Source organism: Kosakonia sp. CFBP8986 (assembly GCF_034044935.1).
Lineage (GTDB): Bacteria > Pseudomonadota > Gammaproteobacteria > Enterobacterales > Enterobacteriaceae > Kosakonia > Kosakonia cowanii.
Genome location: NZ_JAXCXB010000006.1, coordinates 197262 through 222217 on the forward strand (window position 1 = coordinate 197262; position 24956 = coordinate 222217).

General features: G+C 55.9%; 26 protein-coding genes. 9 read left to right on the plus strand and 17 right to left on the minus strand.

Annotated features, from left to right (window positions below; all coding sequences use genetic code 11):
- Positions 1–5: 5 nt before the first annotated feature.
- The 3 genes from SOM48_RS15715 to SOM48_RS15725 all read right to left on the minus strand — a co-directional run bounded on the left by SOM48_RS15715 (position 6) and on the right by SOM48_RS15725 (position 2580).
- A complete protein-coding gene (locus SOM48_RS15715; RefSeq protein ID WP_076769472.1) occupies positions 6–689 on the minus strand; it encodes an ABC transporter ATP-binding protein in 684 nt (227 codons plus the stop codon).
- A 174-nt stretch (positions 690–863) separates the two neighbouring features.
- The gene (locus SOM48_RS15720) at positions 864–1745 is read right to left on the minus strand and encodes a nucleoside-specific channel-forming protein Tsx (RefSeq protein ID WP_312202556.1); all 882 of its coding nucleotides are present in this window, start codon (positions 1743–1745) and stop codon (positions 864–866) included.
- A gap of 292 nt (positions 1746–2037) precedes the next feature.
- Positions 2038–2580, minus strand: a complete 543-nt coding sequence (locus SOM48_RS15725; RefSeq protein WP_054804395.1) for a SadB/YajI family lipoprotein — start codon at positions 2578–2580, stop codon at positions 2038–2040.
- A 153-nt stretch (positions 2581–2733) separates the two neighbouring features.
- On the opposite strand from SOM48_RS15725, the gene nrdR reads away from it, so the two are divergent.
- From nrdR to pgpA, 6 genes are all read left to right on the plus strand, one after another.
- Entirely contained in the window at positions 2734–3183 is a 450-nt protein-coding gene (gene nrdR / locus SOM48_RS15730; RefSeq protein ID WP_054804396.1) for a transcriptional regulator NrdR, read from the plus strand.
- Between the two features lie 2 nt (positions 3184–3185).
- Positions 3186–4289, plus strand: a complete 1104-nt coding sequence (gene ribD, locus SOM48_RS15735; protein ID WP_320512297.1) for a bifunctional diaminohydroxyphosphoribosylaminopyrimidine deaminase/5-amino-6-(5-phosphoribosylamino)uracil reductase RibD — start codon at positions 3186–3188, stop codon at positions 4287–4289.
- A gap of 89 nt (positions 4290–4378) precedes the next feature.
- Positions 4379–4849: a 6,7-dimethyl-8-ribityllumazine synthase gene (gene ribH, locus SOM48_RS15740; RefSeq protein WP_042712118.1), complete on the plus strand. Its 471-nt coding sequence runs from the start codon at positions 4379–4381 to the stop codon at positions 4847–4849.
- A 19-nt stretch (positions 4850–4868) separates the two neighbouring features.
- A complete protein-coding gene (gene nusB, locus SOM48_RS15745; protein ID WP_023481929.1) occupies positions 4869–5288 on the plus strand; it encodes a transcription antitermination factor NusB in 420 nt (139 codons plus the stop codon).
- Positions 5289–5363: 75 nt separating this feature from the next.
- A complete protein-coding gene (gene thiL, locus SOM48_RS15750) occupies positions 5364–6341 on the plus strand; it encodes a thiamine-phosphate kinase (protein WP_054804398.1) in 978 nt (325 codons plus the stop codon).
- A complete protein-coding gene (gene pgpA, locus SOM48_RS15755; protein ID WP_042712115.1) occupies positions 6319–6840 on the plus strand; it encodes a phosphatidylglycerophosphatase A in 522 nt (173 codons plus the stop codon). The genes thiL and pgpA overlap by 23 nt, the downstream gene beginning before the upstream one ends.
- Before the next feature lie 303 nt (positions 6841–7143).
- On the opposite strand, the gene SOM48_RS15760 is transcribed toward pgpA, so the two are convergent.
- From SOM48_RS15760 to xseB, 4 genes are all read right to left on the minus strand, one after another.
- A complete protein-coding gene (locus SOM48_RS15760) occupies positions 7144–8118 on the minus strand; it encodes an aldo/keto reductase (protein WP_124969435.1) in 975 nt (324 codons plus the stop codon).
- Between the two features lie 61 nt (positions 8119–8179).
- Positions 8180–10042, minus strand: coding sequence for a 1-deoxy-D-xylulose-5-phosphate synthase (gene dxs, locus SOM48_RS15765; protein ID WP_320512298.1), 1863 nt, complete (start codon positions 10040–10042; stop codon positions 8180–8182).
- Between the two features lie 29 nt (positions 10043–10071).
- The gene (ispA, locus tag SOM48_RS15770) at positions 10072–10971 is read right to left on the minus strand and encodes a (2E,6E)-farnesyl diphosphate synthase (RefSeq protein WP_076769476.1); all 900 of its coding nucleotides are present in this window, start codon (positions 10969–10971) and stop codon (positions 10072–10074) included.
- Positions 10972–11214 (minus strand): exodeoxyribonuclease VII small subunit, encoded by a 243-nt coding sequence (gene xseB, locus SOM48_RS15775; RefSeq protein ID WP_054804400.1) that lies wholly within the window; start codon positions 11212–11214, stop codon positions 10972–10974. It abuts the gene before it with no gap.
- A 204-nt stretch (positions 11215–11418) separates the two neighbouring features.
- On the opposite strand from xseB, the gene thiI reads away from it, so the two are divergent.
- The gene (thiI, locus tag SOM48_RS15780; RefSeq protein WP_054804401.1) at positions 11419–12867 is read left to right on the plus strand and encodes a tRNA uracil 4-sulfurtransferase ThiI; all 1449 of its coding nucleotides are present in this window, start codon (positions 11419–11421) and stop codon (positions 12865–12867) included.
- A 167-nt stretch (positions 12868–13034) separates the two neighbouring features.
- Here the strand turns inward: thiI and yajL are convergent, their stop codons facing one another.
- Together yajL and panE are read right to left on the minus strand one after the other, a co-directional pair.
- A complete protein-coding gene (gene yajL / locus SOM48_RS15785) occupies positions 13035–13628 on the minus strand; it encodes a protein deglycase YajL (protein WP_289746473.1) in 594 nt (197 codons plus the stop codon).
- Positions 13591–14502, minus strand: coding sequence for a 2-dehydropantoate 2-reductase (gene panE, locus SOM48_RS15790; protein ID WP_128483511.1), 912 nt, complete (start codon positions 14500–14502; stop codon positions 13591–13593). The genes yajL and panE overlap by 38 nt, the downstream gene beginning before the upstream one ends.
- 138 nt (positions 14503–14640) lie before the next feature.
- Between panE and SOM48_RS15795 the strand changes: the two genes are divergently transcribed.
- On the plus strand, positions 14641–15132 hold the full coding sequence (locus tag SOM48_RS15795) for a YajQ family cyclic di-GMP-binding protein (protein ID WP_054804403.1): 492 nt from the start codon (positions 14641–14643) through the stop codon (positions 15130–15132).
- Positions 15133–15171: 39 nt separating this feature from the next.
- Here SOM48_RS15795 and SOM48_RS15800 read toward each other — a convergent pair whose 3' ends face one another.
- The 8 genes from SOM48_RS15800 to SOM48_RS15835 all read right to left on the minus strand — a co-directional run bounded on the left by SOM48_RS15800 (position 15172) and on the right by SOM48_RS15835 (position 24147).
- Positions 15172–16533, minus strand: coding sequence for an MFS transporter (locus SOM48_RS15800; RefSeq protein ID WP_128483510.1), 1362 nt, complete (start codon positions 16531–16533; stop codon positions 15172–15174).
- Between the two features lie 146 nt (positions 16534–16679).
- Positions 16680–17567: a heme o synthase gene (cyoE, locus tag SOM48_RS15805; RefSeq protein ID WP_094419519.1), complete on the minus strand. Its 888-nt coding sequence runs from the start codon at positions 17565–17567 to the stop codon at positions 16680–16682.
- Positions 17568–17578: 11 nt separating this feature from the next.
- Positions 17579–17908: a cytochrome o ubiquinol oxidase subunit IV gene (locus SOM48_RS15810; protein WP_023481940.1), complete on the minus strand. Its 330-nt coding sequence runs from the start codon at positions 17906–17908 to the stop codon at positions 17579–17581.
- Positions 17908–18522: a cytochrome o ubiquinol oxidase subunit III gene (locus SOM48_RS15815; RefSeq protein ID WP_320512299.1), complete on the minus strand. Its 615-nt coding sequence runs from the start codon at positions 18520–18522 to the stop codon at positions 17908–17910. The genes SOM48_RS15810 and SOM48_RS15815 overlap by 1 nt, the downstream gene beginning before the upstream one ends.
- Positions 18512–20503, minus strand: a complete 1992-nt coding sequence (gene cyoB, locus SOM48_RS15820; protein ID WP_023481935.1) for a cytochrome o ubiquinol oxidase subunit I — start codon at positions 20501–20503, stop codon at positions 18512–18514. Before cyoB ends, SOM48_RS15815 begins: the two co-directional genes overlap by 11 nt.
- A 16-nt stretch (positions 20504–20519) precedes the next feature.
- Positions 20520–21467, minus strand: a complete 948-nt coding sequence (gene cyoA / locus SOM48_RS15825) for a cytochrome o ubiquinol oxidase subunit II (RefSeq protein ID WP_315082791.1) — start codon at positions 21465–21467, stop codon at positions 20520–20522.
- A gap of 582 nt (positions 21468–22049) precedes the next feature.
- The gene (ampG, locus tag SOM48_RS15830) at positions 22050–23525 is read right to left on the minus strand and encodes a muropeptide MFS transporter AmpG (RefSeq protein ID WP_128483509.1); all 1476 of its coding nucleotides are present in this window, start codon (positions 23523–23525) and stop codon (positions 22050–22052) included.
- Between the two features lie 43 nt (positions 23526–23568).
- Positions 23569–24147 carry a lipoprotein gene (locus SOM48_RS15835; protein ID WP_023481890.1) on the minus strand — a complete coding sequence of 193 codons (579 nt, stop codon included), beginning with the start codon at positions 24145–24147 and terminating at the stop codon, positions 23569–23571.
- Positions 24148–24444: 297 nt separating this feature from the next.
- Here SOM48_RS15835 and bolA point away from each other — a divergent pair, with 297 nt between their 5' ends.
- A complete protein-coding gene (gene bolA, locus SOM48_RS15840) occupies positions 24445–24762 on the plus strand; it encodes a transcriptional regulator BolA (protein ID WP_042713623.1) in 318 nt (105 codons plus the stop codon).
- Positions 24763–24956 lie beyond the last annotated feature (194 nt).

The window sequence follows — 24956 nt, forward strand, 5'->3', positions numbered from 1 at the left end:
CCCCCTTACACCATTGCCGGGCGCGTGACGCTGCCGTCATGCACCACATAGAGATCGTCCGCGGCGGCAATCACCTGCGGATCGTGGGAGGAGAACACTACCGTCACGGCGTATTCACGCTGTAAATGGCGCAGCAGCTGCAAAATGGCGGCACCGGTTTTGCTGTCGAGGTTGGCGGTGGGTTCGTCGGCGACAATCAGCGCGGGGCGGTGGATCAGCGCCCGGGCAATGGCAACGCGCTGGCGTTGACCACCGGAAAGTTGGTTAGGCAGCGAGTCAGCCTTATGTGCCAGGCCAACATTGTCGAGCATCTCATCGATGCGCTGCTGGCGATACGCCGGGTTTTTATGCTGTATCAGCAGCGGAACTTCGATGTTCTCGCGCACGGTCAGCACCGGGATAAGATTGAAGTTCTGGAAGATAAAACCGAGGTGGCGGGCGCGAAAGTCGCTGCACTGGTCATCATCCAGCTCCGCCATTGGCTGGCCGGCAATCGTCAGATACCCGCTGTCGGGCCGATCGATGCCGCCGATTAAATTAAGTAGGGTTGTTTTGCCACTGCCGGATTGCCCGGACAGGACGGTAAAGCGGTTTGCTGCAATGTTGAGCGTGACGTCTTTAAGGGCATCTACCCACACCTGGCCCAGTAAATATTTCTTACTGATGCCCTCCATTTCTACGGCCCACATGGTTCTCTTTTCCTTAGAGTAAATTCCTCTCAGGAGCGGATTTTAAAGCATGGCGATGAGCAATGGATGGGGAGGATTGGTACTGGTGTACTGGAAAGGTCTGTTTTCAGATTTTTATTCAGCAGCGTTCGGGCATAAAAAAGCCGACTCGAGGTCGGCTTTTCAGGCGTTACATTAGAAGTTGTAGCCAACCACCAGGTAGCCACCCCAGCCGGTAGTGCGGGCGCTGAAATCGCCCGCGCCGTAGTTCAGGATCGCATCATCTTTGGTCTGGCCGCCGTTGTGCCAGTAACGGGCAACGACGGAGTAGTGCCAGTGATCGTAGCTCAGCGCCAGAATGTGGCTTGAGGCGATCGAGTTGCTGGTACGCTGCTGCTGGCCATTGTTGTAGTAGCGGCGATCGCCGAGATCGGAGCCCCAGTCAAAGTTGGTGAAGCCGATATAGCTCAGCTGGCCGCCCCACAGTGGCGTGATCGGCACAAAGTATTTCACTTTGAAACGGTAGCCGTCCCACTCGTTTTCGTTCTCTGCGCCATAGTTCTGCCACTGGTATTTTGCATAGACGTTCAGGGAGAGGCTCATCGGCAGGCCGGTGTCGATATCGGTGCCCAGACCCATGTACCAGGTGCTCTGGCGACCACCGGCGTTACGGCCCATGTCGTAGATGTAGTTGTTGGCGAAGTACCACTCTTTGAACGGGCCGAAGCTCAGATCGGTGTTGGTCAGCTTATCAATAGAGAAGCGCGGTTCAATCTCCATAAACAGCGGAGAACCGTGGTTCCAGATCCCTTTCGCGCCGGAGTTACCGCCGAAGAAGACCGGCGCATCCAGGTAGCCGTAGAAGTCGAACCAATCTTTCTTGGCGAACGCTTCATATTCCAGATAGGTATCGTTACGCGGAATAGCTCCGAAGCGGGTGTGATAGCTGCCCACTACGTTCACGCTCTGATGCCACCAGTCGGAGACAAATTCAGGTTTGCTGGTTTCCGCTGCGCTGGCAGAGAAAGAAGCGGTAAGCGCCAGTGCGGCACCGGCTGCGAGGAGAGTTTTTTTCATCATTACGCCACTGATTATGATCCCAGACGGGAGTGAAAGTAAGCACGCATTAAATTGCTAAATGTTTCATATTTCTGCGCGCCTATTATAAGTATCCACGCTCACAAAAATATGTGTTGTTTCACATTATTGACATATACGTAATCGATTGCGTTCACGTTTGCGTCGATTAAACGGCGGCGATTGTACTGACATTTATTGATAATGCCAATTGATGAATATCAACGTTGCGGTGTGGCTGAAAAACAGAGCAGCGAAAGGGCGGGCGAGAGGATCGCCCGCAGAAGAGCGGTTACTGAGCGGTAGCCGGCTGGATATCGTGAACGCGCACAAAACCGAGTTGCTCAGGCGTGATGCCATTAAGCTGCAGCGGAATGTCGACATCGCTCGGTGCCAGCGTGCTGGCCGGGGCGTTGATCAACTGATTCTGTACATTTACTTCCTGATAGTTCTCGGTGGTGCCCTGAAGCTGGCCATACTCAATGGTGCCGCTAAAGGCGGGCAGCGGATCGTTGGACTGACCCTGAATATGCAGCACAACGCGCGTTCCGGCGGCGTTTGGCGCCATATCTTTCAGTGAGAGACGCAGTGTGCCGATCTGGCTCTTCAGCAGCGCAGGCGTATTGGCGCCGGGCAGCAGGTAGGCACCGCTGCCCGATTTGGCGTTAAGGCTGTTTTGCTGTGTGATTTTGACCGTCTCCTGGTTCAGCTTGCTCATCTCTTTATTGAGCGTACTGACGCTTTGGTGGAGCTGGCGGACTTCGCTTTGCGGGGCGCAGGCGCTGAGGGTAAAAAGGCTTCCCAGCAACAGTGTTCTTAGGTAACGTCTTGTCATTGCGTCTGTTTCCTTGAAGGGGAGGATCGCTGTAATGGTAGATCGCAACCGCGGCTTTGCCATCGATCCATTGTCTCAAAAAGGGTCTGCCTTTGTTGTCATGCCACTTCAGGTTAAAATAGATTTCAGTTAACTCTCACGTCAGGATCCCGTATGCATTGCCCATTCTGTTTCGCCGTGGACACCAAAGTCATCGATTCCCGCCTGGTGGGAGAAGGTTCATCCGTTCGCCGCCGTCGGCAGTGTCTGGTTTGCAATGAGCGTTTCACCACCTTTGAAGTGGCAGAGCTTGTGATGCCGCGCGTAGTAAAAAGCAATGATGTGCGTGAACCCTTTAATGAAGACAAGCTGCGCAGCGGCATGTTGAAAGCGCTGGAGAAGCGCCCGGTGAGCGCCGATGACGTAGAAATGGCGTTAAACCATATTAAATCGCAACTTCGCGCAACCGGCGAACGCGAAGTGCCGAGTAAGATGATCGGCAATCTGGTGATGGAGCAGCTGAAAAAGCTCGATAAAGTGGCCTATGTGCGCTTTGCCTCCGTTTACCGCAGTTTCGAGGATATCCGCGAATTTGGCGAAGAGATCGCCCGTCTACAGGATTGATCATGCAGGATGAAATCTATATGGCGCGCGCGCTGAAACTGGCGCAGCGCGGCCGCTTTACCACCCATCCGAATCCGCGCGTCGGCTGCGTGATTGTTAACGATGGCGAGATTGTCGGTGAAGGGTTTCACTACCGCGCCGGCGAGCCGCACGCGGAAGTGCATGCCCTGCGCATGGCGGGCGATCGCGCGCGCGGCGGTATCGCATATGTGACGCTGGAACCCTGCAGCCACCACGGGCGCACGCCGCCCTGCTGCGATGCGCTGATTGCCGCCGGAGTAGCGCGGGTCGTTGCTGCCATGCAGGATCCCAATCCGCAGGTTGCCGGGCGTGGACTTTATCGTCTCCAGCAGGCCGGGATTGAGGTGAGCCACGGCCTGATGATGAGCGAGGCAGAAGCGCTGAATAAAGGCTTTCTCAAACGTATGCGCACCGGTTTTCCCTATCTTCAGCTTAAGCTCGGCGCGTCGCTCGACGGGCGCACGGCAATGGCGAGCGGCGAAAGCCAGTGGATAACCTCTGTGCAGGCGCGCCGCGACGTGCAGCAGCTGCGCGCGCAGAGCCATGCCATTCTCAGCAGCAGCGCCACGGTGCTGGCAGACGATCCGTCGCTGACCGTGCGCTGGAACGAATTAAACAACGATACCCAGGCGTGCTATCCCGAAGCGGATCTGCGCCAGCCGCTGCGCATTATTATTGATAGCCAGAACCGCGTGACGCCGCAGCATAACGTCGTCAGCCAGCCGGGGGAGACCTGGTTTGCGCGCACCAAAACTGATGTGCGCGCGTGGCCTGAGAGTGTGCGCGAAATCATCGTGCCGGAACATAACGGCCATGCCGATCTGGTGATGCTGATGATGATGCTCGGTAAACAGCAGATTAACAGCGTCTGGGTTGAGGCGGGCGCAGAGCTTGCTGGCGCGCTGCTGAACGCGGGGCTGGTTGATGAGCTGGTGGTCTATCTTGCGCCTAAACTGTTAGGCAGCGATGCGCGCGGGCTCTGCCAGTTACCAGGATTGACGGCGCTTGCCGATGCGCCGCGCTTTAATTTCAGTGAGATACGGCAGGTTGGTCCTGATGTTTGCCTGCACCTCACCAACGCGTGAAGCCTGCTGTAAAAGGGAAGCAGCGCGTTAAATAGTATGCTAAAATCCGCCCCCCTGCGGGGTCCGAACTGAACCTGTGAAGGAAGTGTATGAACATTATTGAAGCCAACGTTGCTGCTCCGGACGCTCGCGTCGCCATCACCATTGCGCGTTTCAACAACTTTATCAATGACAGTCTGCTGGAAGGCGCGATCGATGCCCTGAAACGTATTGGTCAGGTGCAGGACGATAACATCACCGTCGTGTGGGTTCCGGGCGCTTACGAGCTGCCGCTGGCCGCAGGCGAGCTGGCGAAAACCGGCAAATATGACGCCGTGATTGCGCTCGGCACCGTGATTCGCGGCGGTACTGCGCACTTTGAGTATGTGGCAGGCGGCGCAAGCAACGGCCTGGCGCATGTCGCGCAGGAGAGCGCCATTCCGGTCGCATTCGGCGTGCTCACCACAGAAAGTATTGAACAGGCCATCGAACGCGCTGGCACCAAAGCCGGTAATAAAGGTGCGGAAGCCGCACTGACCGCGCTTGAAATGATTAATGTATTGAAAGCCATCAAGGCTTGAATTTTGTAAGGGGAATTACGTGAAACCTGCTGCTCGTCGCCGCGCCCGTGAGTGTGCCGTTCAGGCGCTTTACTCCTGGCAGTTGTCCCAGAACGACATCACTGATGTTGAATACCAGTTCCTGGCGGAACAGGACGTGAAAGATGTTGACGTCGTGTACTTCCGTGAACTGTTGAACGGGGTGGCGACTAATAGCGCATATCTCGATGGCCTGATGAAGCCATACCTCTCCCGTCTGCTCGAAGAGCTGGGTCAGGTTGAGAAAGCGGTATTGCGTATCGCGCTGTTCGAACTCTCAAAACGTGATGATGTGCCCTATAAAGTGGCGATCAACGAAGCTATCGAACTGGCTAAAACCTTTGGCGCTGAAGACAGCCATAAGTTTGTGAACGGCGTGCTGGATAAAGCCGCACCTGCGATCCGTCCCCACAAGAAGTGATCCGCAAGCCGGTGACGGGCGACGCTTTCAGCGCGCCGGTCCCGGCTTTTTCTTTTTTCTACAGAGGAATAACGTATGGCATGCGGTGAATTCTCCCTGATTGCCCGTTATTTTGACCGCGTACGAACTTCACGTCGCGACGTCGAAACCGGTATCGGTGACGATTGTGCGCTGCTCAATGTCCCCGAAAAACAGACCCTGGCGATCAGCGTCGACACGCTGGTGGCGGGTAACCATTTTCTCCCCGATATCGATCCTGCCGATCTGGCCTGGAAAGCAATGGCCTCCAATCTCAGCGATTTGGCGGCGATGGGTGCCGATCCTGCCTGGTTGACGCTGGCGTTAACGCTCCCGGAAGCGGACGAAGCGTGGTTGCAGGCTTTCAGCGACAGCCTGTTTGAGCAAATCAGCTATTACGATATGCAGCTTATCGGCGGTGATACCACCCGCGGGCCGCTGTCGATGACCATTGGTATTCATGGTTACGTGCCGGCAGGCCGCGCGATGAAGCGCTCCGGCGCGAAGCCGGGCGACTGGATCTATGTCACCGGTACGCCGGGCGACAGCGCTGCCGGGCTGGCGATTTTGCAAAACCGTTTAACCGTCAGCGACAGCGATGATGCGGCTTACCTGAAAAAGCGCCATCTGCGCCCGACGGCGCGCGTGTTGCAGGGCCAGGCGCTGCGTAACCTCGCAAGCTCGGCCATCGATCTCTCTGACGGTCTTATCTCCGATCTCGGGCATATCCTGAAAGCGAGCGGGTTTGGCGCGCGGATCGATCTTGATGCGATCCCGTTATCGGATGCCATGCGTCGGCACGTTGAGCCGGATCAGGCGCTGCGCTGGGCGTTGTCCGGCGGAGAGGATTATGAACTCTGCTTTACCGTACCTGAGCTGAATCGCGGCGCACTGGATGTGGCGATTGGACAGCTGGGCGCACCGTTTACCTGCATCGGGCAGATGGGTGCGGACGGGGAGGGGCTCTACTTCACTCGCGAGGGAAAAGCCGTCACCCTCGACTGGAAAGGATATGACCATTTTGCAGCGCACTAAAGATAAAGATATCGCTAAAAGCCGTCTCACTATGCGTAACCCCTGGCACCTGCTGGCGACCGGGTTTGGCAGCGGTTTAATCCCGTTTATGCCCGGCACCATGGGCTCGATTGCGGCGATCCCTTTTTGGTGGCTGATGACCTTCCTGCCCTGGCAGCTCTATTCGCTGCTGGTGATGCTGGGAATTTCGCTGGGCGTTTATCTCTGCCATCAGACGGCAAAAGATATGGGCGTGCACGATCACGGCAGTATCGTCTGGGATGAGTTTATCGGGATGTGGATCACCCTGATGGCGCTGCCCACTAACGACTGGCAGTGGGTCGCCGTTGGGTTTGTTCTGTTTCGCATTTTTGATATCTGGAAGCCGTGGCCGATCCGCTGGTTCGATCGCAACGTGCATGGCGGCATGGGGATTATGGTCGACGATATCGTCGCCGGGATTGTCGCCGCCGGGTTGCTCTATGTGATTGGCCATCATTGGCCGATTGGGCTGATTTAGCTGCGGCGAACTGCCTGATGGCGCTGCGCTTATCAGGCCTACGGTACCAGGTTTGCATGTGGATGCGGTGGAAATTGCCTGATGGCGCTTCGCTTATCAGGCCTACGATTCCGGGCTGGCATGTGGATGCGGTGGCAAATGCCTGATGGTGCTGCGCTTATCAGGCCTACGGTTCCGGGCTTGCATGTGAATGCGGTGGCAATTGCCTGATGGCGCTGCGCTTATCAGGCCTGCGGTTCCGAATTGGCATTTGGGCGTAGGCCGGATAAGGCGTAAGCCGCCATCCGGCAACTTATCCGCGCGTTACTTAAACCCCACCACCGGGTGCTGTTTGTAGGGCATCTCCAGCTCGGCAATTTGTTCCGGCTTCAGCGTTAACTCTACCGCGCCTAACAACTCTTCGAGCTGATCCTCACGGGACGCGCCAATAATCGGTGCGGCAACGCCTGGCTTACTCAACAACCATGCCAGCGCCACCTGCGCACGCGACGCGCCCAACTCCTCTGCCACGCTCGCCAGACGTTCGGCGATCTGCGCATCGTTAGCATCCGTTTCGCTATACAACGTTTTGCCAAACTCATCAGAGACCAGGCGGGCGGTGGTTTCCCCCCACGGTCGGGTCAAACGTCCGCGCGCCAGCGGGCTCCACGGAATAATCGCCACGCCCTCTTTGTAGCAGAGCGGCAGCATCTCGCGCTCTTCTTCACGATAGATAAGGTTGTAGTGATTCTGCATGGTGACAAAGCGCGCCCAGCCGTGCTGCTCCTGCAAAGCCAGCGCCTGAGCAAACTGGCTGGCGTGCATGGAAGAAGCACCGATATAGCGCGCTTTACCCGCTTTCACCACATCGTTCAGCGCTTCCAGCGTCTCTTCAATCGGTGTGTTGTAGTCCCAGCGGTGGATTTGCAGCAGATCGACATACTCCATGCCGAGGCGTTGCAGGCTGTCATCAATGGAGCGCAGGATCTGCGCGCGGGAGAGGCCCTCCGCCAGATCGCCGACCTGATGGTAAACCTTAGTAGCAACAACCACCTCGTCGCGGCGGGCGAAATCGCGCAGCGCACGGCCGACGATCTCTTCACTGCTGCCGTCGGAGTAGCTGTTAGCGGTATCAAAGAAGTTAATCCCGCCTTCCAGCGCGCGTTGAATAATCGGGCGGCTGCTCTCTTCCGGCAGCGTCCAGGCATGTTTACCCCGGTCCGGCTCGCCAAAGGTCATACAGCCAAGGCAAAGGCGGGAGACTTTGAGGTCTGTTTTCCCTAATGTGTTGTATTGCATGGTTCCACTCCTGCTGGTCACGAATTAGGCTTAAGCATAGCAGGAGCGGAAAAGGGCGGAATCAGGTGAGCCAGTTTTTGATGCGCGATTCGATACCGGCGGCGTCAAGGCCAATCTCAGCGCGCGCTTCATCCTGCGTACCCTGCGGAATAAAGAAGTCCGGCAGGCCGAGGTTGAGCACCGGCACCGGCTTACGCTTCGCCATCAGCACTTCGTTAACGCCGCTGCCGGCACCGCCCGCAATGGCGTTCTCTTCCAGCGTTACCAGCACCTCATGCTGCGAAGCCGCCTGCAGGATCAGCGCTTCATCAAGCGGTTTGGCAAAGCGCATATCGATAAGCGTCGCATTCAGCGCTTCGGCGGCTTTAGCTGCTTCCGGCAGCAAAGTACCGAAGTTGAGGATCGCCACCTTCTCGCCTTTACGTTTCATCACGCCTTTACCGATAGGCAGTTTCGCTAGCGGCTCCAGCGTCACGCCGACCGCGTTACCGCGCGGGTAGCGCACGGCGCTCGGGCCATCCGTGTAGTGGTAGCCAGTAAAGAGCATCTGGCGGCACTCATTCTCATCGCTTGGCGTCATCACCACCATCTCCGGGATGCAGCGCAGATAGGAGATATCAAACGCCCCTTGGTGAGTCTGGCCGTCTGCGCCAACAATCCCGGCGCGATCGATAGCAAACAGCACCGGCAGCTTCTGGATCGCCACGTCGTGGATCACCTGATCGTAGGCGCGCTGCAGGAAGGTGGAGTAGATCGCCACTACCGGTTTATAACCGCCAATCGCCAGCCCGGCGGCAAAAGTGACCGCGTGCTGCTCGGCAATGGCGACATCAAAATATTGCCCTGGGTATTTGCGCGAGAACTCAACCATGCCGGAGCCTTCACGCATCGCCGGGGTAACGGCCATTAACTTGTTATCTTTCGCCGCGGTTTCACACAGCCAGTCGCCGAAGATTTTCGAATAGCTCGGCATACCGCCGCTGCTTTTCGGCAGGGTGCCGCTGGTCGGATCGAACTTCGGCACCGCGTGGAAAGTGATAGGATCTTTCTCGGCCGGCTCATAGCCGCGCCCTTTTTTGGTCATGATATGCAGGAACTGCGGGCCTTTCAGGTCGCGCATATTACGCAGCGTCTGCACCAGACCCAGCACATCGTGACCGTCCACCGGGCCGATATAGTTAAAGCCCAGCTCTTCAAACAGCGTGCCCGGCACGACCATGCCTTTGATGTGTTCTTCGGTGCGTTTTAGCAGCTCTTTGATCGGCGGCACGCCGGAGAGCACTTTTTTCCCGCCTTCGCGCAGGGTGGAGTAGAGCTTGCCGGAGAGCAGCTTCGCCAGATGATTATTCAGCGCGCCAACATTCTCGGAGATCGACATCTCGTTGTCGTTAAGAACCACCAGCATATCCGGACGAATATCCCCGGCGTGGTTCATCGCTTCAAACGCCATGCCTGCGGTGATGGCGCCATCGCCAATCACGCAGACGGTACGACGCTGCTTATTCTCTTTCGCTGCCGCCACGGCCACGCCGATCCCGGCGCTGATGGAGGTGGAGGAGTGACCGACGCTCAGCACGTCATATTCACTCTCGCCGCGCCACGGGAAGGGGTGCAGGCCGTTTTTCTGCCGGATGGTGCCGATTTTGTCGCGGCGACCGGTGAGGATTTTGTGCGGATAGGCCTGGTGGCCGACGTCCCAGATTAACTGATCGAAGGGCGTGTTATAGACGTAATGCAGCGCCACGGTCAGCTCAACCGTGCCAAGCCCGGAGGCGAAGTGTCCACTGGAGCGGCTTACGCTGTCGAGAAGGTAGCGACGCAGTTCGTCGCACAGTTTCGGTAAACTCTCTTTCGGCAGCAGGCGCAACTCTTGCGTGGTATCAACCAGCGCCAGCGTCGGGTATTTGGCTGTATCAAAACTCATCAGAGACTCGGACTCATCGTGTTATATCGTTATTTATCACGCTGGATTATGTAATTCGCCAGTGCTTCCAGTGCCGTCGTATCCAGCGATTGCGCCGACAGCAGGCTCAGCGCCTGGCGGGCATCGTCAATCAGATCGCGGGCTTTCGTGCGGGCTTGCTCAAGGCCCAGTAGTGCGGGGTAGGTGCTTTTACCCAGTTGCTGGTCAGCACCCTGGCGTTTGCCAAGGGTCGCAGTATCGCCGACCACATCGAGGATGTCATCCTGAACCTGAAACGCCAGGCCGACACACTGCGCGTAGCGTTCGAGCAGCGGCAGCGCGTCGCGACCGCGTTGCCCGGCGCTCAGGGCGCCCATTTTTACCGCCGCGCAGATCAGCGCCCCGGTTTTATGACGGTGGATCTGCTCCAGCCCTTCCAGAGAAACCTGCTCGTTCTCCGCTGCCAGATCCAGTGCCTGCCCGCCGCACATCCCGGCAACGCCGCTGGCGTTTGCGAGCGTGGCGACCATCGCCAGGCGATCTTCTGCGGCGACATCCGCCATTGGCGCTTCCGTCAGGATCGAGAAGGCCAGCGTCTGCAAGGCATCGCCCGCAAGAATGGCATTGGCTTCGCCAAATTTAATATGGCAGGTGGGCAGACCGCGACGCAGATCGTCATCGTCCATTGCCGGCAGATCGTCATGCATTAATGAGTAAGCATGAATGCACTCCACCGCCGCGGCGGGCGCGTCCAGCGTTTGCTGGCTGACGCCGAACATGCGGCCGGTGGCATAAACCAAAAAGGGGCGCAGGCGTTTACCGCCTAAGAGTGCGCCATACTGCATCGCCTCAACCAGCGGAGTGTTCTGAAAGGGCAGGGGATCGATGAAACGGCGCAGCGCGTCGTTGGCCTGTTCAACGCAGGCCTGCAGTTGTTGATTGAAATCCATCTATTCAGCATCCGGAGCGAAAGGGGTTAACGGCGCCTCTTCGGTATCGGAGAGCAGGATCTGTACGCGCTGCTCTGCCTGCTGAAGCTTAACCTGTCCCTGGCGGGCCAGCTGGACGCCGCGCTCGAATTCGTTCAGGGCATCTTCAAGCGGAAGTTCGCCGCTTTCAAGACGAGTGACAATCTGTTCCAGTTCGCTCAGTGCGGTTTCGAAACTGGCGGGTGCGTCGTTTTTCTTTGGCATAGTGAATGTCTGACTCTTCTATTATTCCGACTACGTTATGGTAGCGAAGTCGGGGCACATAGCAAATAACGCTCAGTGGTAATGCGTTGCACATGATCTTCGCGATGGTGGTATACTTCCGCGCCTGGATGCAGCCGCGGGTAAGGGCTGCTGTAAATTTTCCTCTACAGGCCTTTGCAGGCTTGCCAACGAACCATTGCCGCCATGAAGTTTATCATTAAATTGTTCCCGGAAATCACCATCAAAAGCCAATCTGTGCGTTTGCGCTTTATTAAAATTCTCACCGGGAACATTCGTAACGTTCTGAAGCACTACGATGAGGCGCTCGCCGTTGTGCGCCACTGGGACCATATTGAAGTGCGCGCCAAAGACGAGACTCAGCGTCTGGCCATCCGCGATGCGCTGACCCGCGTGCCGGGCATTCACCATGTGCTGGAGGTGGAAGATGTTCCGTTTACCTCTCTGCACGACATTTTTGAGAAAGCGCTGGCGCAGTATCGCGATGCAATCGAAGGCAAAACTTTCTGCGTGCGGGTAAAACGCCGCGGGCAACATGAGTTTAGCTCGATCGAAGCAGAACGCTACATCGGCGGCGGCCTTAATCAACACGTTGCGTCGGCAAAGGTTAAATTGACCCATCCGGATGTGACCGTGCATCTGGAGATTGAAGACGATCGCCTGCTGCTGGTGAAGGGCCGTTATGAAGGTATTGGCGGCTTCCCGATCGGCACGCAGGAAGATGTGCTGTCGCTCATCTCCGGCGGGTTCGACTCTGGCGTCTCCAGCTATATGCTGATGCGTCGCGGCTGCCGCGTACACTACTGCTTCTTTAACCTTGGCGGCGCGGCGCATGAAATCGGCGTTCGTCAGGTGGCGCACTATTTGTGGAACCGCTTTGGCAGTTCCCATCGTGTGCGCTTTGTGGCGATCAACTTTGAGCCGGTAGTGGGCGAGATCCTCGAGAAAGTCGACGACGGCCAGATGGGCGTGGTGCTGAAACGCATGATGGTCCGTGCAGCCTCTCAGGTAGCCGAGCGCTACGGCGTGCAGGCACTGGTGACCGGCGAAGCGCTGGGCCAGGTCTCCAGCCAGACGCTGACCAACCTGCGTTTGATTGATAACGTCTCCGATACGCTGATCCTGCGCCCGCTTATCTCTCACGATAAAGAGCACATCATCGATCTGGCGCGCAAAATCGGCACCGAAGATTTTGCCCGCACCATGCCGGAGTATTGCGGTGTGATCTCCAAAAAACCGACGGTAAAAGCGGTTAAAGGGAAGATTGAAGCGGAAGAGGCGAACTTCGATTTCGCGATCCTTGAGAAAGTGGTCGCGGAAGCGAGCAATATCGATATTCGTGAAATCGCGCAGCAGACCTCGGAAGAGGTGGTGGAAGTCGAAACGGTAACCGGCTTCGGTGAGAATGACGCGATCCTCGATATCCGCTCCATCGATGAGCAGGATGACAAGCCGTTGCAGCTTGAAGGCGTAGATGTGGTGTCGCTGCCGTTCTACAAGCTGAGCACCAAGTTTGGCGATCTCGATCAGAGCAAAACCTGGCTGCTGTGGTGTGAGCGCGGCGTGATGAGCCGCCTGCAGGCGCTCTATCTGCGTGAGCAGGGCTTTACCAATGTGAAGGTTTATCGCCCGTAGTTTTACGTTGTGCCATGGATAGCACCGTGGATCGTGCCGGATGGCGGCTTCGCCTTATCCGGCCTACGCGGTGCAACATGCCATAAATACGTTTGCCGCACAGCATTCAAATAAACTGCACCTACCTGTAGGCCGGATAAGCGCCATCCGGCATTCAGTGCCAAAGCTTACGCTTCGTAGTAGTTATAAATTCCCGCCGCCATCACCAGCTGTGACGCCACGTCGTGGGCTTTTTCGCGCCCGACCAGCAGATCGATAATCTTCAGACCAAAATCAATCGCCGTACCCGGTCCCTGGCTGGTCAACAGGTTGACGCGCGGATCCCACACCACGCGCTTATCCTGCCACTGCTCCTCCGGGATCGTCTCCTTAAGCCCTGGAAAACCGGTCATATTGCCGATCGGGAAGATCTCATGGGGCACCAGCACGGTGCCGGCGGCGGCACAAATCGCCGCAACGATGCGCCCGGAGAGGTGAAACTGGCGCACGGTCTCTACCAGCAGCGGGTTATCGCGCATGCACTCCGCGCCCTTAAGCCCGCCAGGCAGCACGATCACGTCGTAATCGCCATCCGCTACCTCAACCAGCGGGGCGTCCGCTAACAGCTTTACGCCACGCGAGCAGACGATCGCGAGTTCGCCGTCGCTGGCCACGCTGGCGGTGGTCACTGCGATCCCGCCGCGCACCAGCAGATCGATAGTGGTGACCGCCTCCATCTCTTCACTACCAGGGGCGAGACATATCAGAGCTGATGCGCTCATATTCACTCTCCTTACGTTTAATCAGGTCAAACAGCCGGGCATTCTCAGGCACCGCGATGCCGTGCGCGCGGGCGCGTCTTAGCAGATAGCCGGTAATGTAATCGCACTCGGTATGGCGCATCGCGCGCACATCCTGCAGCATCGATGAGATATTCTCCGCCGTGCTCTCAATTACCTGGTGAACATAGGCGATCAGCTCGTCGGCAGAGATATGGTGGCCTTCGCGCTCGATCACCGCCGCCACTTCGCGGGCGATTTTCTCTATTTCTTCCGGCACATCGCGCAGATCGCCATTCTTGCAGTCGCGTAGCGCCGTCAGCGGGTTGATGACGCAGTTCACCGCCAGCTTGCGCCACAGTGCGGGGCGAATGGTGTTGTGCCAGGCGACATCCGGCAGCGCCATTTGCAGCGTGTCGGCCAGATAGCTGAACTCGCCATCCTGCGCGCGCGCCGGGCCAATATGGGTGATGCCGCTGGCGACGTGAATAATCACATTACCATCGCGGCGCGCAGCATGGGTGGTGGTACCCATCAGCAGCGGATTGGGCAGGGATTTCAGCTCTTCTACGGTGCCCATGCCGTTATGCAGCAGCAGCACCGGCGTGGTGGGCGAGAGCGAGGCAACCAGCCCTTTTACCGCATCGGAAACCTGCCAGGCTTTAAGCGTGACCAGCAGCAGATCGCTGCGGGCCAGGAAATCGGGATCGTTAGCCGTCAGGGACTCGTTAAAAATCGTGCCGTCTTCTTCAACCAGGTTCACACTGCAATAAGGTTGCGGGATACGTAACCAGCCCTGTACCTCATGTCCCTGCTTGCACAGTGCCGTTAACCACAGTTGCCCTAAGGCGCCGCATCCCAGTACGGTAATTCTCATTATTCCTCCTCACCTGCAACTGCGCCAGGTGTTACAGCGATAAGTATAGCGCTGTCAGCTAAGCTTCCAGTATTCAAGATTGTGTTAATACACAGTGCGGGTATTATGCATCGCTGAAATTACAGAGGGAGAGAAAAGATGCCATCTTTCGATATTGTTTCCGAAATTGATCTGCGCGAAGTGCAAAACGGCGTTGAGAATGCGACCCGTGAACTGGCCACGCGTTTCGACTTTCGCAACATTGAAGCGACGTTTGAATTAAACGAAACCAACAAAACCATCAAGGTGCTGAGCGAGTCTGACTTCCAGGTCAACCAGCTGCTCGATATCCTGCGCGCTAAGCTGTTAAAGCGCGGCATTGAAGGCACTTCGCTGGAAGTGCCGGAAGAGTTTATCCATAGCGGTAAAACCTGGTTTGTTGAAGCCAAGCTCAAGCAGGGGATTGACGCCGCCACGGCGAAGAAGATCATCAAGCTGATTAAAGAGAGCAAACTGAAGGTGCAGGCGCAGATTCAGGGTGAAGAGATCCGCGTGACCGGTAAAGCCCGTGACGACCTGCAGGCCGCCATGGCGCTGGTACGCGGCGGTAACTTAGGCCAGCCGTTCCAGTTTAAGAACTTCCGCGATTAATCGCTTGCCCTCTCCCGTGCGGGGGAGGGCGCTTCATGTTTAACCCGCAACCACCTGTTCCACTTCAAAACGGTTGGTCACCTTGCTGTCTATCTTCACATAGACGCTGCGCTCTTCCGGCACCACCATCGCTTCGCTCACCCCATCCATTGCCAGCAGGCGCTGCTGCAACGCCGCATCCACCGCAACATCCTCAGGGATCGCGATACGCAAACTGCTGACATAAGGCGGCTCCTGCATGGTGCTGGCGACTAACAGCCAGACTACCGCCAGCAGCGCGCCGGCGAGGAAGACCGTCTGGGAGTCGAAAAAGCCATCGACCCAACCGCCGAGCGAGCCGCCAATGGCAACGCCAAGGAACTGGCTGGTGGAGTAGATGCCCATCGCTGTACCTTTATAGCCCGCGGGCGCTTCTTTACTGATAAGCGACGGTAGCAGTGCTTCCATCAAGTTAAAGGCAAGGAAGAAGATCTGTACGCCGATCACAATCTCCCAGAAGTGCGGGCCCGCGCCCCACAGCACAATTTCCGCGATCACCAGCAGGGCGACGCAGAGCAGGAAGACCCGCTTCATTTTGCGCTTCACTTCGGCATAGATAATGAACGGCACAACGGAGACAAACGACACCAGCATGGTGACGAGATAGATTTTCCAGTGCTGCGCCGCAGCAAACCCGGCAGCTTCCAGCTGGCCCGGCAGGGCGACAAAGGTCGACATCAGCAGTATATGCAGGCACATAATGCCGAAGTTGAGTTTAAGCAGCTTCGGGTTCGCCATTACCAGGCTAAAACAGCCTTTCACCATCCCCGATTCACGGTTGCGCACGTGCTGGGTGCTGTTTGGTACCACCCACAGCGTCAGCGCAATGCCAAGCGTGGCAAGACCGGCAATCATCCAGAAGAGTGCATGCAGACCCAGTTTATGGGTGATGATTGGGCCGAGCACCATGGCAATGGCGAAGGTGACGCCAAAACTGACGCCGATAAAAGCCATCGCTTTGGTGCGGTTCTGCTCGCGGGTTAAATCGGAGAGCAGCGCCATGACAGCAGCGGCAATCGCGCCGGAGCCTTGCAGCGCACGGCCGAGAATAATGCCCCAGATAGAGTGGGAGAGGGCGGCAATCACGCTGCCGGCGACAAAAATCACCAGCCCGCCGACGATCAGCGGCTTGCGGCCGATGCGATCCGAGAGCAGGCCGAAGGGAATTTGAAAGATGGCCTGAGCGAGGCCGTAAATACCAATTGCCAGACCGATTAATGCTTCGCTGGCGCCCTGCAGCGCCATACCGTACGTGGTCAGAACGGGCAGGACCATAAACATGCCGAGCATGCGCAGGGAGAATACAGTCCCTAAACCCCAGGTGGCGCGCAACTCGCCTGGCGTCATCTTGTAATCGTTCATTACCACCTCATGTTGAAAACCGGACATAGTGTAGTGCGGGGGCAGGGCGGGGTAAACACCAGCTTAATTAACAAATATTACCTGCGTGGATGGGATGGCGGGCATAAAAAAAGGGTGCCGAGGCACCCTTTATATGACGGTCTGGATCACCAGACGTAAGTCAGCAGGCTATGTGAATCCGGCACCATAAAGTCCACGGACATCATCACGCTGAGCGAAGTGATGGCGACAATCGAGAAGACGAACAGTTTGCGCGCCCACACTTTGTCATCCGCCACTTTATACCCGCGCAGCGCCATGCCCAGCCACCAGAGGCTCACCGCGGCAGCAACCACCAGGTATTTATAACCTGCATAGCCGCCCAGCGAGAGCATCAGGGTGGCGACAGCAAACGCCACGATATAGAGCGTGATGTGGTTTTTCGCCACGGAGATGCCTTTCACCACCGGCAGAACCGGGATGTTCGCTGCCTGATAATCCTTAAAGCGGAAAATCGCGATGGCATACGAGTGGGGCATCTGCCACAGGCTGAAAATCGCCAGCAGGATCGCCGCGCCGCTGTCAAACTCGTTGGTCACGGCGCAGTAGCCAATCACCGGCGGCGCTGCGCCGGAGAGAGAGCCAATCAGCGTACCGTAGACGGAGTGGCGTTTCATATAGAGGCTATACACCCCGACATAAACCACAAACCCCATCACCCCGAGCCAGCAGGCCAGCGGATTTGCGCCGAACCACAGCAGCATAAAGCCAGCAATACCCAACAAGGCGGCGTACACCAGCGAGACTTTTGGCGAGATCAGCCCTCTGACCAGCACCCTGTTTTTCGTCCGCTCCATCTTTTTATCGATGTCACGGTCGATGTAGTTGTTAAAAACACAACCAGAGGCGACCACCAACGACACGCCAACCAGCGTGTAGAGGAACAGGGGGTAATCAATCTGGCCTTTAGAGGCCAGCAGGAACCCCCCAATCACGGAGATCAAATTGCCAAAAATAATGCCCGGTTTCGTTACTTGCAGGTATTGCTTGAACATACTCGCCGCTCTTAGTGAACCATCATGTTGTAGTTCAGGTTCCACATAATCCAGATGGAGCCCACTACCAGGATAGCGATGATAATCACGGTAAAGACAAAGGCGGTCAGGTTCCAGCGCTCCTCAGAAGAGGTGTTCATGTGCAGGAAGCAGACCAGATGAACCAAAATCTGTACCACTGCGGTGACCAGTACGGTCCCCAGAATTGCGGCGTGTGACGCGGTACCGCTCATCACCATCCAGAACGGAATGACCGTCAGGATGACTGACAGGATAAAGCCTGTCATGTAGGTTTTTACGCTACCGTGGGATGCGCCGCTGTGATCGGTTGAATGACTCATTACATCGCCCCCATCAGATAAACAACAGAGAACACACAGATCCATACCACATCAAGGAAGTGCCAGAAGAGGCTCAGGCACATGATGCGGGTACGGTTTGTGCTGGTCAGGCCGCGACGGGAAACCTGGAACATCAGAACCGCCATCCAGATCAGGCCAGAGGTTACGTGCAGACCGTGGGTACCAACCAGCGCAAAGAACGCTGACAGGAAGCCGCTACGATCCGGACCCATACCTTCTGCAATCAGATGATGGAACTCATAGATCTCTATGCCGATAAAGCCCGCACCAAACAGGAAGGTCAGCGCAAGCCAGGAAATAACCTGGCTCTTGTTGCCCTTGTGCATGGCGATCGCCGCCATGCCGTAGGTGATGGAGCTGAACAGCAGCAGGAATGTCTCTACCAGAACGAACGGCAGTTCAAAAATGTCCTTGCCGGTCGGGCCGCCCGCTGTGCCGTTCACCAGAACGGCATAGGTCGCGAACAGACAGCTGAACAGAATGCAGTCGCTCATCAGGTAGATCCAGAAACCGAATACTTTATTCGGCCCTGCATCGTGGTGCCCGTGTTCGTGCGCATGGGCGTGCGCGTTGGTCAAAGTATCAGTTGCCATTTGTCAGCCCTGCTTTGTTGATCTCATCGAAATGCTGTTTTTCCAGTTTCTCGATTTCTGCAACCGGTACGTAGTAGTCCACGTCTTCGTCGAAGCTTTTCACAATCCAGCTGATGATGATGCCTGCGAAGCTGGCAATCGCCATCCACCAGATGTGCCAGATCATGGCAAAACCGAATACCGTTGCGAACGCGGCAATAACAATCCCGGCGCCGCTGTTTTTCGGCATATGAATCTCTTCATAGTGGGCAGGTTGCTTGTACGCTTCGCCTTTCTCTTTCATTTCCCAGAAAGCATCACGTTCGTGAATTTCCGGAACAACGGCAAAGTTATAGAACGGCGGAGGAGAGGAGGTTGCCCACTCCAGCGTACGGCCACCCCACGGGTCACCGGTCAGGTCACGGTTCTGATCGCGGTCACGAATAGAGACGTAGATCTGAATCAGCAGACACAGGATACCCAGTGCGATCAGCGCGGCACCACAAGCTGCAACAATCAGCATGCTGTGGAACTGCGGGTCAATATGCTGGCTGAGACGACGGGTCATACCCATGAAGCCCAGTACGTACAGCGGCATAAACGCAACGAAGAAGCCGATAATCCAGAACCAGAATGCGCGTTTACCCCAGGTTTCGTTCAGGGTGTAACCAAACGCTTTCGGCCACCAGTAGGTCATACCTGCGAAGCAACCAAATACCACGCCGCCGATGATGACGTTATGGAAGTGCGCAATCAGGAACAGGCTGTTGTGCAGTACGAAGTCTGCGCCCGGAACCGCCAGCAGCACGCCGGTCATCCCACCTACGGAGAAGGTGACGATAAAGCCGATAGTCCACAGCATAGAGGAGTGGAATACGATACGACCCTGGTACATGGTGAACAGCCAGTTGAAGATCTTCACCCCGGTCGGGATGGCGATAATCATCGTGGTAATACCGAAGAAGGCGTTTACGTTCGCGCCGGCACCCATAGTAAAGAAGTGGTGCAGCCAAACGATGAACGACAGGATGGTAATACACACGGTCGCCCACACCAGCGAGGTGTAGCCAAACAGGCGTTTACGCGAGAAGGTGGCGGTAATTTCGGAGAAGACCCCGAACACCGGCAGCACCAGAATGTACACTTCCGGGTGACCCCACGCCCAAATCAGGTTGATGTACATCATCATGTTGCCGCCCATATCGTTGGTAAAGAAATGGGTGCCCAGATAACGATCCAGGGTAAGCAACGCAATGGTAACCGTCAGAATTGGGAACGAAGCGATGATCAGCACGTTCGCGCACAGCGAGGCCCAGGTGAAGACCGGCATTTTGAACATGGTCATGCCTGGCGCACGCATGCGCAGGATGGTCACGAAGAAGTTAATACCGGTCAGCGTCGTACCGATACCAGAGAGCTGGAGACTCCAGATCCAGTAATCGACCCCGACACCAGGGCTGTACTCTATTCCCGAGAGCGGCGGATAAGCCAGCCAACCTGTCTGCGCGAACTCACCGACGCCCAGAGAGATGTTAACCAGAATCACGCCCACAACCGTGAACCAGAAGCTCAGGTTGTTAAGGAACGGGAAGGCAACGTCGCGCGCGCCGATCTGCAGCGGAACCACCAGGTTCATCAGACCGATAACAAACGGCATCGCCACGAAGAAGATCATAATCACGCCGTGGGCAGTGAAGATCTGATCGTAGTGGTGAGGCGGCAGGAAGCCCGCTTCGCCCATCGACGAAATCGCTTGTTGACTACGCATCATTACGGCGTCAGCAAAGCCACGCAGCAGCATAACGACCGCTACGAGGACATACATGATGCCAAGACGTTTATGGTCAACCGAGGTCAACCACTCATTCCATAGCCATTTCCACTTACCGAAGTAAGAGAGCAGGCCGACTACCGCCAGACCACCGACGGCAATCGCAGCGATCGTAATCATGATAATCGGTTCATGATACGGCACTGCATCCAGTGTAAGTTTTCCGAACATCGTTTTCCTCGGCCCCTTAGTGAGAGGTTTCCGCGTGGCTCATGTCCATGCCTTCCATACCTTCGTGTGACTTGTGCTCACCTTCCGGTTGGGTCATGTCCATGCTCTTGCCGTGGCCCATAAATTTGTTAATAACATCTTTAAACAAATCGGGTTTCACGCTGGAGAAGTATTCAACCTTGTTGTATTCGCTTGGTGCGGCAATTTTCTCGTACGTGGCCATATCAGACACCGTAGTAGAAGACTGTTTCGCTTTGGCGACCCACTGGTCAAATGCGGCGCGGTCCGGCGTTGCAATGGCTTTAAACTTCATGCCTGAGAAGCCCGGGCCGCTGTAGCTGGCAGAGATGCCATCATACGTACCTGCTTCGTTGGCAATCAGATGCAGTTTGGTCTGCATACCGGCCATCGCGTAAATCTGGCTGCCCAGACGCGGAATAAAGAACGAGTTCATCACGGAGTTGGAAGTCACTTTGAATTCCACCGGAGTGTTCGCCGGGAAGGCGATTTCATTCACGGTAGCGATGCCCTGTTCCGGATAGATAAAGAACCATTTCCAGTCCATGGCAACCACTTCGATAGTAATCGGGCGTTCGTCATGTACCAGTGGTCTGCTCGGCTCGAGCGAGTGGGTGGTTTTCCACGTCAGCACGGCAAGGAACAGGATGATCAGAATCGGCACCGTCCAGACCACAGCTTCCACTTTATTGGAGTGTGACCAGTTCGGGCTATACTTCGCATCTTTATTGCTCGCACGATACTTCCAGGCAAAACCTACGGCCATTAAGATGGCAGGCACCACGACAATCATCATCAGGCCAAAAGCCGTCAGGATGAGTGAACGTTGCTCCATACCAATCTGTCCTTTGGGGTCAAGAAGCGCAGAATCGCAGCCACTGAGTAATACAGTGCTGGCGATTAAGGACATCCATCCCAAACTTTTATTGTATTTCCTGAGTCTCATTTAACGACCTCAATTCCACGGGATCTGGTGGCGCTTAAAGTGTGCGGGCATTTTACGGAAAGGTTACGTTACTGTAAACATGATTGGCTTTGTGTCAGTAAGGTGTTACTGGGTTCTGCCGCATATGTCACACAGAATGCAACAATCTGTAAAACCGGGCGTTCGCACAGCCAGAGAGAGCGATTATAACGAAAACCTGACATTACAATCTGCGTTGAGGGTAAATTGGTATAACCAATCGTTCAAATAAACAAATAATTAACAATTATCCAGCAACTATTAAACATCATTGGAACGAATATGAAACCCAACAATTAATAACCGTGCTGAATCGTTATAGGATAGACCTTATTTTATAAGGCACAAATTAAATAAGATTTTTATTTTTTGCCCGCTCAGGGCGATTGGGCAAAAAACAAAAAATACGCCTGTTTAATGAACGAAATAATAACGGCGCTAAATTTATTTTTCTGCTTTTTTTATTTTTAATAGCTGATTTTAAAAGAGTTATTCCTTTAAAAATAACCCTAAATTGCACTATGTAAAATATATCGCCACCCGCAGACGTCCGTTTTGCCCTCGCTAGAGCAGTGCGGTTCTGCGCAGGGCCAGCAGATCCAGCCCGCCACCGAACAGGATGCCCACCAACGCCAGCAGCGCGCCGCCCTCCAGCAGGAGGCTATCAACAGACCACTGCGTCAGACCCAGCGCATTGCTGGCAAGCACCAGCAGGCCAGCCGCAAGCAGCAGCGCGCCCGCACCAAGGATGCGCAGCGCCAGCCGGTACAGCGCCGTGAACTCGGTGCGCGGCATAAAGGCTTCCGTGCGCTGCGTGTACTCCAGCGTGCGTTTACACAGCAGCAGCAGTGCCAGCCCCGGGATCGCCGCAAAGATCGAAAAGAGATAAAAGGTCGGCCAGTCATAGCTGGCAACAAACCAGCCCGCCAGCGGCCCGACATAGACCCGGCCAACCGCCGAGAGCGCCGAGAGCAGCGCGAACTGTGTGGCGGAAAAGGCGCTGTTACAGAGCGTCATCAGCAGAGCGACAAACGCCGCCGTCCCCATGCCGCCGCAGAGGTTTTCGAAGAAGACCGCCGCGCCCATCGTCACAATGTCTTTATCGGTGATGGAAAGCAGCCAGTAACCTGCGTTGGAGATCGCCTGCAACACCCCGAAAATCAGCAGGGCGCGAAAAAGCGTTAAACGCTGCATTAATACGCCGCCCCACAGCGCGCCGATAATCGTCGCCACCAGCCCTAAGCTTTTATTCACCATCCCGACATCGCCGGGGTCGAAACCGACACCACGTATAAGGAAGAGAGTGGTCAGGCTCATGGCAAACGCGTCACCGAGCTTATAAAGGACAATCAGCAGCAGGATCAGCCAGGCGTTGTTGCGCCCGAAGAAATCGCGCAGGGGCGCAACCACCGCTTCTTCAAGAGATCGCGGCGCAGGAATGGTGCCCACCGGCTCCGGCGCGCGCAGCGTGGCGATAATGCAGGGGATCATCAGTGCCGCCATCAGCCAGTACATCCCTTGCCAGCCCAGCCAGCGATCCGCCAGCCATAGCGCCAGACCGCCGGAAATCAGCATCGCCAGGCGGTAACCGAGCACGCTTATCGCCGCGCCCGCGCCGCGCTCTTCGGCTGAGAGCACATCCGTTTTCCAGGCATCAAAAACAATGTCCTGCGACGCCGAGCAGAAGGCGATAACCACCGCCAGCGCCGCCATCCAGCGCAGATCGCTGGCAGGCTGTAAAAAGCCCATCGCGGCAATGGCGATCAGGAGCGCAACCTGCGTCAGCAGCAGCCAACCGCGGCGGCGTCCTAAAAAGGAGGGGGTATAGCGATCCATCGCCGGTGACCAGAGAAACTTAAAGACGTAGGCCTGGCCGACCAGCGAGAAGAAACCAATGGTTTTGACATCAACGCCTGCGACGGTTATCCACGCCTGTAACGTGCCGCTGGTGAGGGCGAGAGGTAAACCGGAGGCAAAGCCGAGCATCAGCAAAATCGCTGATTTAGGCTGCGTGAAAATGCGTAAGTAGTGACTGGACATGGCAGCTCAGCTGGCCCGGCGGAACCGGGCCAGTGCAGAGAGATTAACGGGCGTTCTGCTTGATGAAATCGTGGATGGTGGTGTCCTGAGACATATCCGCGATGGTGTCGGTCAACACGCTGTTAACCGCATTGGTGATCTTCTCGTTGGTCGCCTGGAAAGCGCCTTCTACGTTATAGCTGGCGCGGTAGTTTTTCGTCAGCTTGTTGCCATTGGCAGCGGTGGCAATGATCGCGATATCTGCTTTGGTGGCGATGTTGTAACGCACGTTGCCCTGAGAGACGTCAGCATAGAGCTGGTTAACGATGATCTGCAGGTTAACCGCGCCGTTCGGCCCAATCATATAACCGCGTGCGGTCATCTGCTTCTCCAGCACTTCCTGCAGCAGGAAGCGCAGATCGCGCGATGCTGTCAGGGTAACCAGTTGGTTATCACGGGTGACTTTCGCCAGCGCCTGATCCGGACGCTGATCGGCACCGTTAATGCTGACCGTTACGCCCATCAGGCTCGGATCTTGTTGCGGAAGGGTAATTTTCGGTGTGACGTCAAGGGTGGTCGGCGGAGTTGCGCAGCCAGCCAGCATAAATAAAGCAACCAACGGGAAGAGGAGTTTCTTAATCATGTTCAGGCTCTCAAGGCTCTAAGCTTCTGGGAAAAATTGTCGCCATCATAACATTGCCGTTGTTAAGAGGAAGTCTTCAACGCATGTAAATTCATCGTGTTGTGTTTTTTTTCAGCGCCCGTAACATCTTCAAACGCGATCCCGGCCCCAAATGCCCAGGTTTTCCCTGAAGATTATGCCGTTGGACGCAAAAGCGCGACAAAGGCTAAATTTTTGTTGTCTTATTGTAACGGAGACGGTAAAAGCGGCTAACATTTAAAGGGATAGCTGGTATCTCAGCGTTGTCGGAGGCGTACCATGATGATGCGTGATCAAATAGAATCAAAACTGAAGGCGGCATTTGAGCCTGTTTTCCTCGACGTTGTGGATGAAAGTTACCGTCACAACGTTCCCGCGGGTTCGGAAAGCCATTTCAAAGTGGTGCTGGTGAGCGACTGCTTCACCGGTGAACGTTTCCTCAACCGCCACCGCATGATTTACGGTACCCTGGCAGATGAGCTGGCGACGAAAATTCATGCGCTCGCGCTGCATACCTACACCCTGAAAGAGTGGGAAGGGCTACAGGATACCCTGTTGACCTCGCCAGCCTGCCGCGGCGCAGGGACTCTCGCCTAGAAAACCGGGTTGCAACGCGCTGAACTTTTCCAGTATGTTGCATGCAGTTAATGTGAAAACGGCCTGCGGGCCGTTTTGTTTTGTCTGAAATTTGAGCGAGAAGCGCCCCTTTGTGAGCAAAATTGCTTCAGAAGTGTGAAAAATGACGCACCGTTGCGCTATTACCGTTCTCGACTCATATCTGCGATGCCGCT

What these genes read in the sequence shown, in the direction of transcription:
- ampG (WP_128483509.1), bottom strand. Translation starts at nt 23,525, where the DNA reads ATGTCCAGTCACTACTTACGCATTTTCACGCAGCCTAAATCAGCGATT.
- SOM48_RS15715 (WP_076769472.1), bottom strand. Translation starts at nt 689, where the DNA reads ATGTGGGCCGTAGAAATGGAGGGCATCAGTAAGAAATATTTACTGGGC.
- ribH (WP_042712118.1), top strand. Translation starts at nt 4,379, where the DNA reads ATGAACATTATTGAAGCCAACGTTGCTGCTCCGGACGCTCGCGTCGCC.
- SOM48_RS15810 (WP_023481940.1), bottom strand. Translation starts at nt 17,908, where the DNA reads ATGAGTCATTCAACCGATCACAGCGGCGCATCCCACGGTAGCGTAAAA.
- SOM48_RS15720 (WP_312202556.1), bottom strand. Translation starts at nt 1,745, where the DNA reads ATGAAAAAAACTCTCCTCGCAGCCGGTGCCGCACTGGCGCTTACCGCT.
- SOM48_RS15725 (WP_054804395.1), bottom strand. Translation starts at nt 2,580, where the DNA reads ATGACAAGACGTTACCTAAGAACACTGTTGCTGGGAAGCCTTTTTACC.
- SOM48_RS15760 (WP_124969435.1), bottom strand. Translation starts at nt 8,118, where the DNA reads ATGCAATACAACACATTAGGGAAAACAGACCTCAAAGTCTCCCGCCTT.
- ispA (WP_076769476.1), bottom strand. Translation starts at nt 10,971, where the DNA reads ATGGATTTCAATCAACAACTGCAGGCCTGCGTTGAACAGGCCAACGAC.
- SOM48_RS15800 (WP_128483510.1), bottom strand. Translation starts at nt 16,533, where the DNA reads ATGAACGATTACAAGATGACGCCAGGCGAGTTGCGCGCCACCTGGGGT.
- ribD (WP_320512297.1), top strand. Translation starts at nt 3,186, where the DNA reads ATGCAGGATGAAATCTATATGGCGCGCGCGCTGAAACTGGCGCAGCGC.
- thiL (WP_054804398.1), top strand. Translation starts at nt 5,364, where the DNA reads ATGGCATGCGGTGAATTCTCCCTGATTGCCCGTTATTTTGACCGCGTA.
- dxs (WP_320512298.1), bottom strand. Translation starts at nt 10,042, where the DNA reads ATGAGTTTTGATACAGCCAAATACCCGACGCTGGCGCTGGTTGATACC.
- yajL (WP_289746473.1), bottom strand. Translation starts at nt 13,628, where the DNA reads ATGAGCGCATCAGCTCTGATATGTCTCGCCCCTGGTAGTGAAGAGATG.
- SOM48_RS15815 (WP_320512299.1), bottom strand. Translation starts at nt 18,522, where the DNA reads ATGGCAACTGATACTTTGACCAACGCGCACGCCCATGCGCACGAACAC.
- cyoA (WP_315082791.1), bottom strand. Translation starts at nt 21,467, where the DNA reads ATGAGACTCAGGAAATACAATAAAAGTTTGGGATGGATGTCCTTAATC.
- pgpA (WP_042712115.1), top strand. Translation starts at nt 6,319, where the DNA reads ATGACCATTTTGCAGCGCACTAAAGATAAAGATATCGCTAAAAGCCGT.
- thiI (WP_054804401.1), top strand. Translation starts at nt 11,419, where the DNA reads ATGAAGTTTATCATTAAATTGTTCCCGGAAATCACCATCAAAAGCCAA.
- panE (WP_128483511.1), bottom strand. Translation starts at nt 14,502, where the DNA reads ATGAGAATTACCGTACTGGGATGCGGCGCCTTAGGGCAACTGTGGTTA.
- bolA (WP_042713623.1), top strand. Translation starts at nt 24,445, where the DNA reads ATGATGATGCGTGATCAAATAGAATCAAAACTGAAGGCGGCATTTGAG.
- cyoE (WP_094419519.1), bottom strand. Translation starts at nt 17,567, where the DNA reads ATGTTCAAGCAATACCTGCAAGTAACGAAACCGGGCATTATTTTTGGC.
- cyoB (WP_023481935.1), bottom strand. Translation starts at nt 20,503, where the DNA reads ATGTTCGGAAAACTTACACTGGATGCAGTGCCGTATCATGAACCGATT.
- nrdR (WP_054804396.1), top strand. Translation starts at nt 2,734, where the DNA reads ATGCATTGCCCATTCTGTTTCGCCGTGGACACCAAAGTCATCGATTCC.
- SOM48_RS15795 (WP_054804403.1), top strand. Translation starts at nt 14,641, where the DNA reads ATGCCATCTTTCGATATTGTTTCCGAAATTGATCTGCGCGAAGTGCAA.
- SOM48_RS15835 (WP_023481890.1), bottom strand. Translation starts at nt 24,147, where the DNA reads ATGATTAAGAAACTCCTCTTCCCGTTGGTTGCTTTATTTATGCTGGCT.
- xseB (WP_054804400.1), bottom strand. Translation starts at nt 11,214, where the DNA reads ATGCCAAAGAAAAACGACGCACCCGCCAGTTTCGAAACCGCACTGAGC.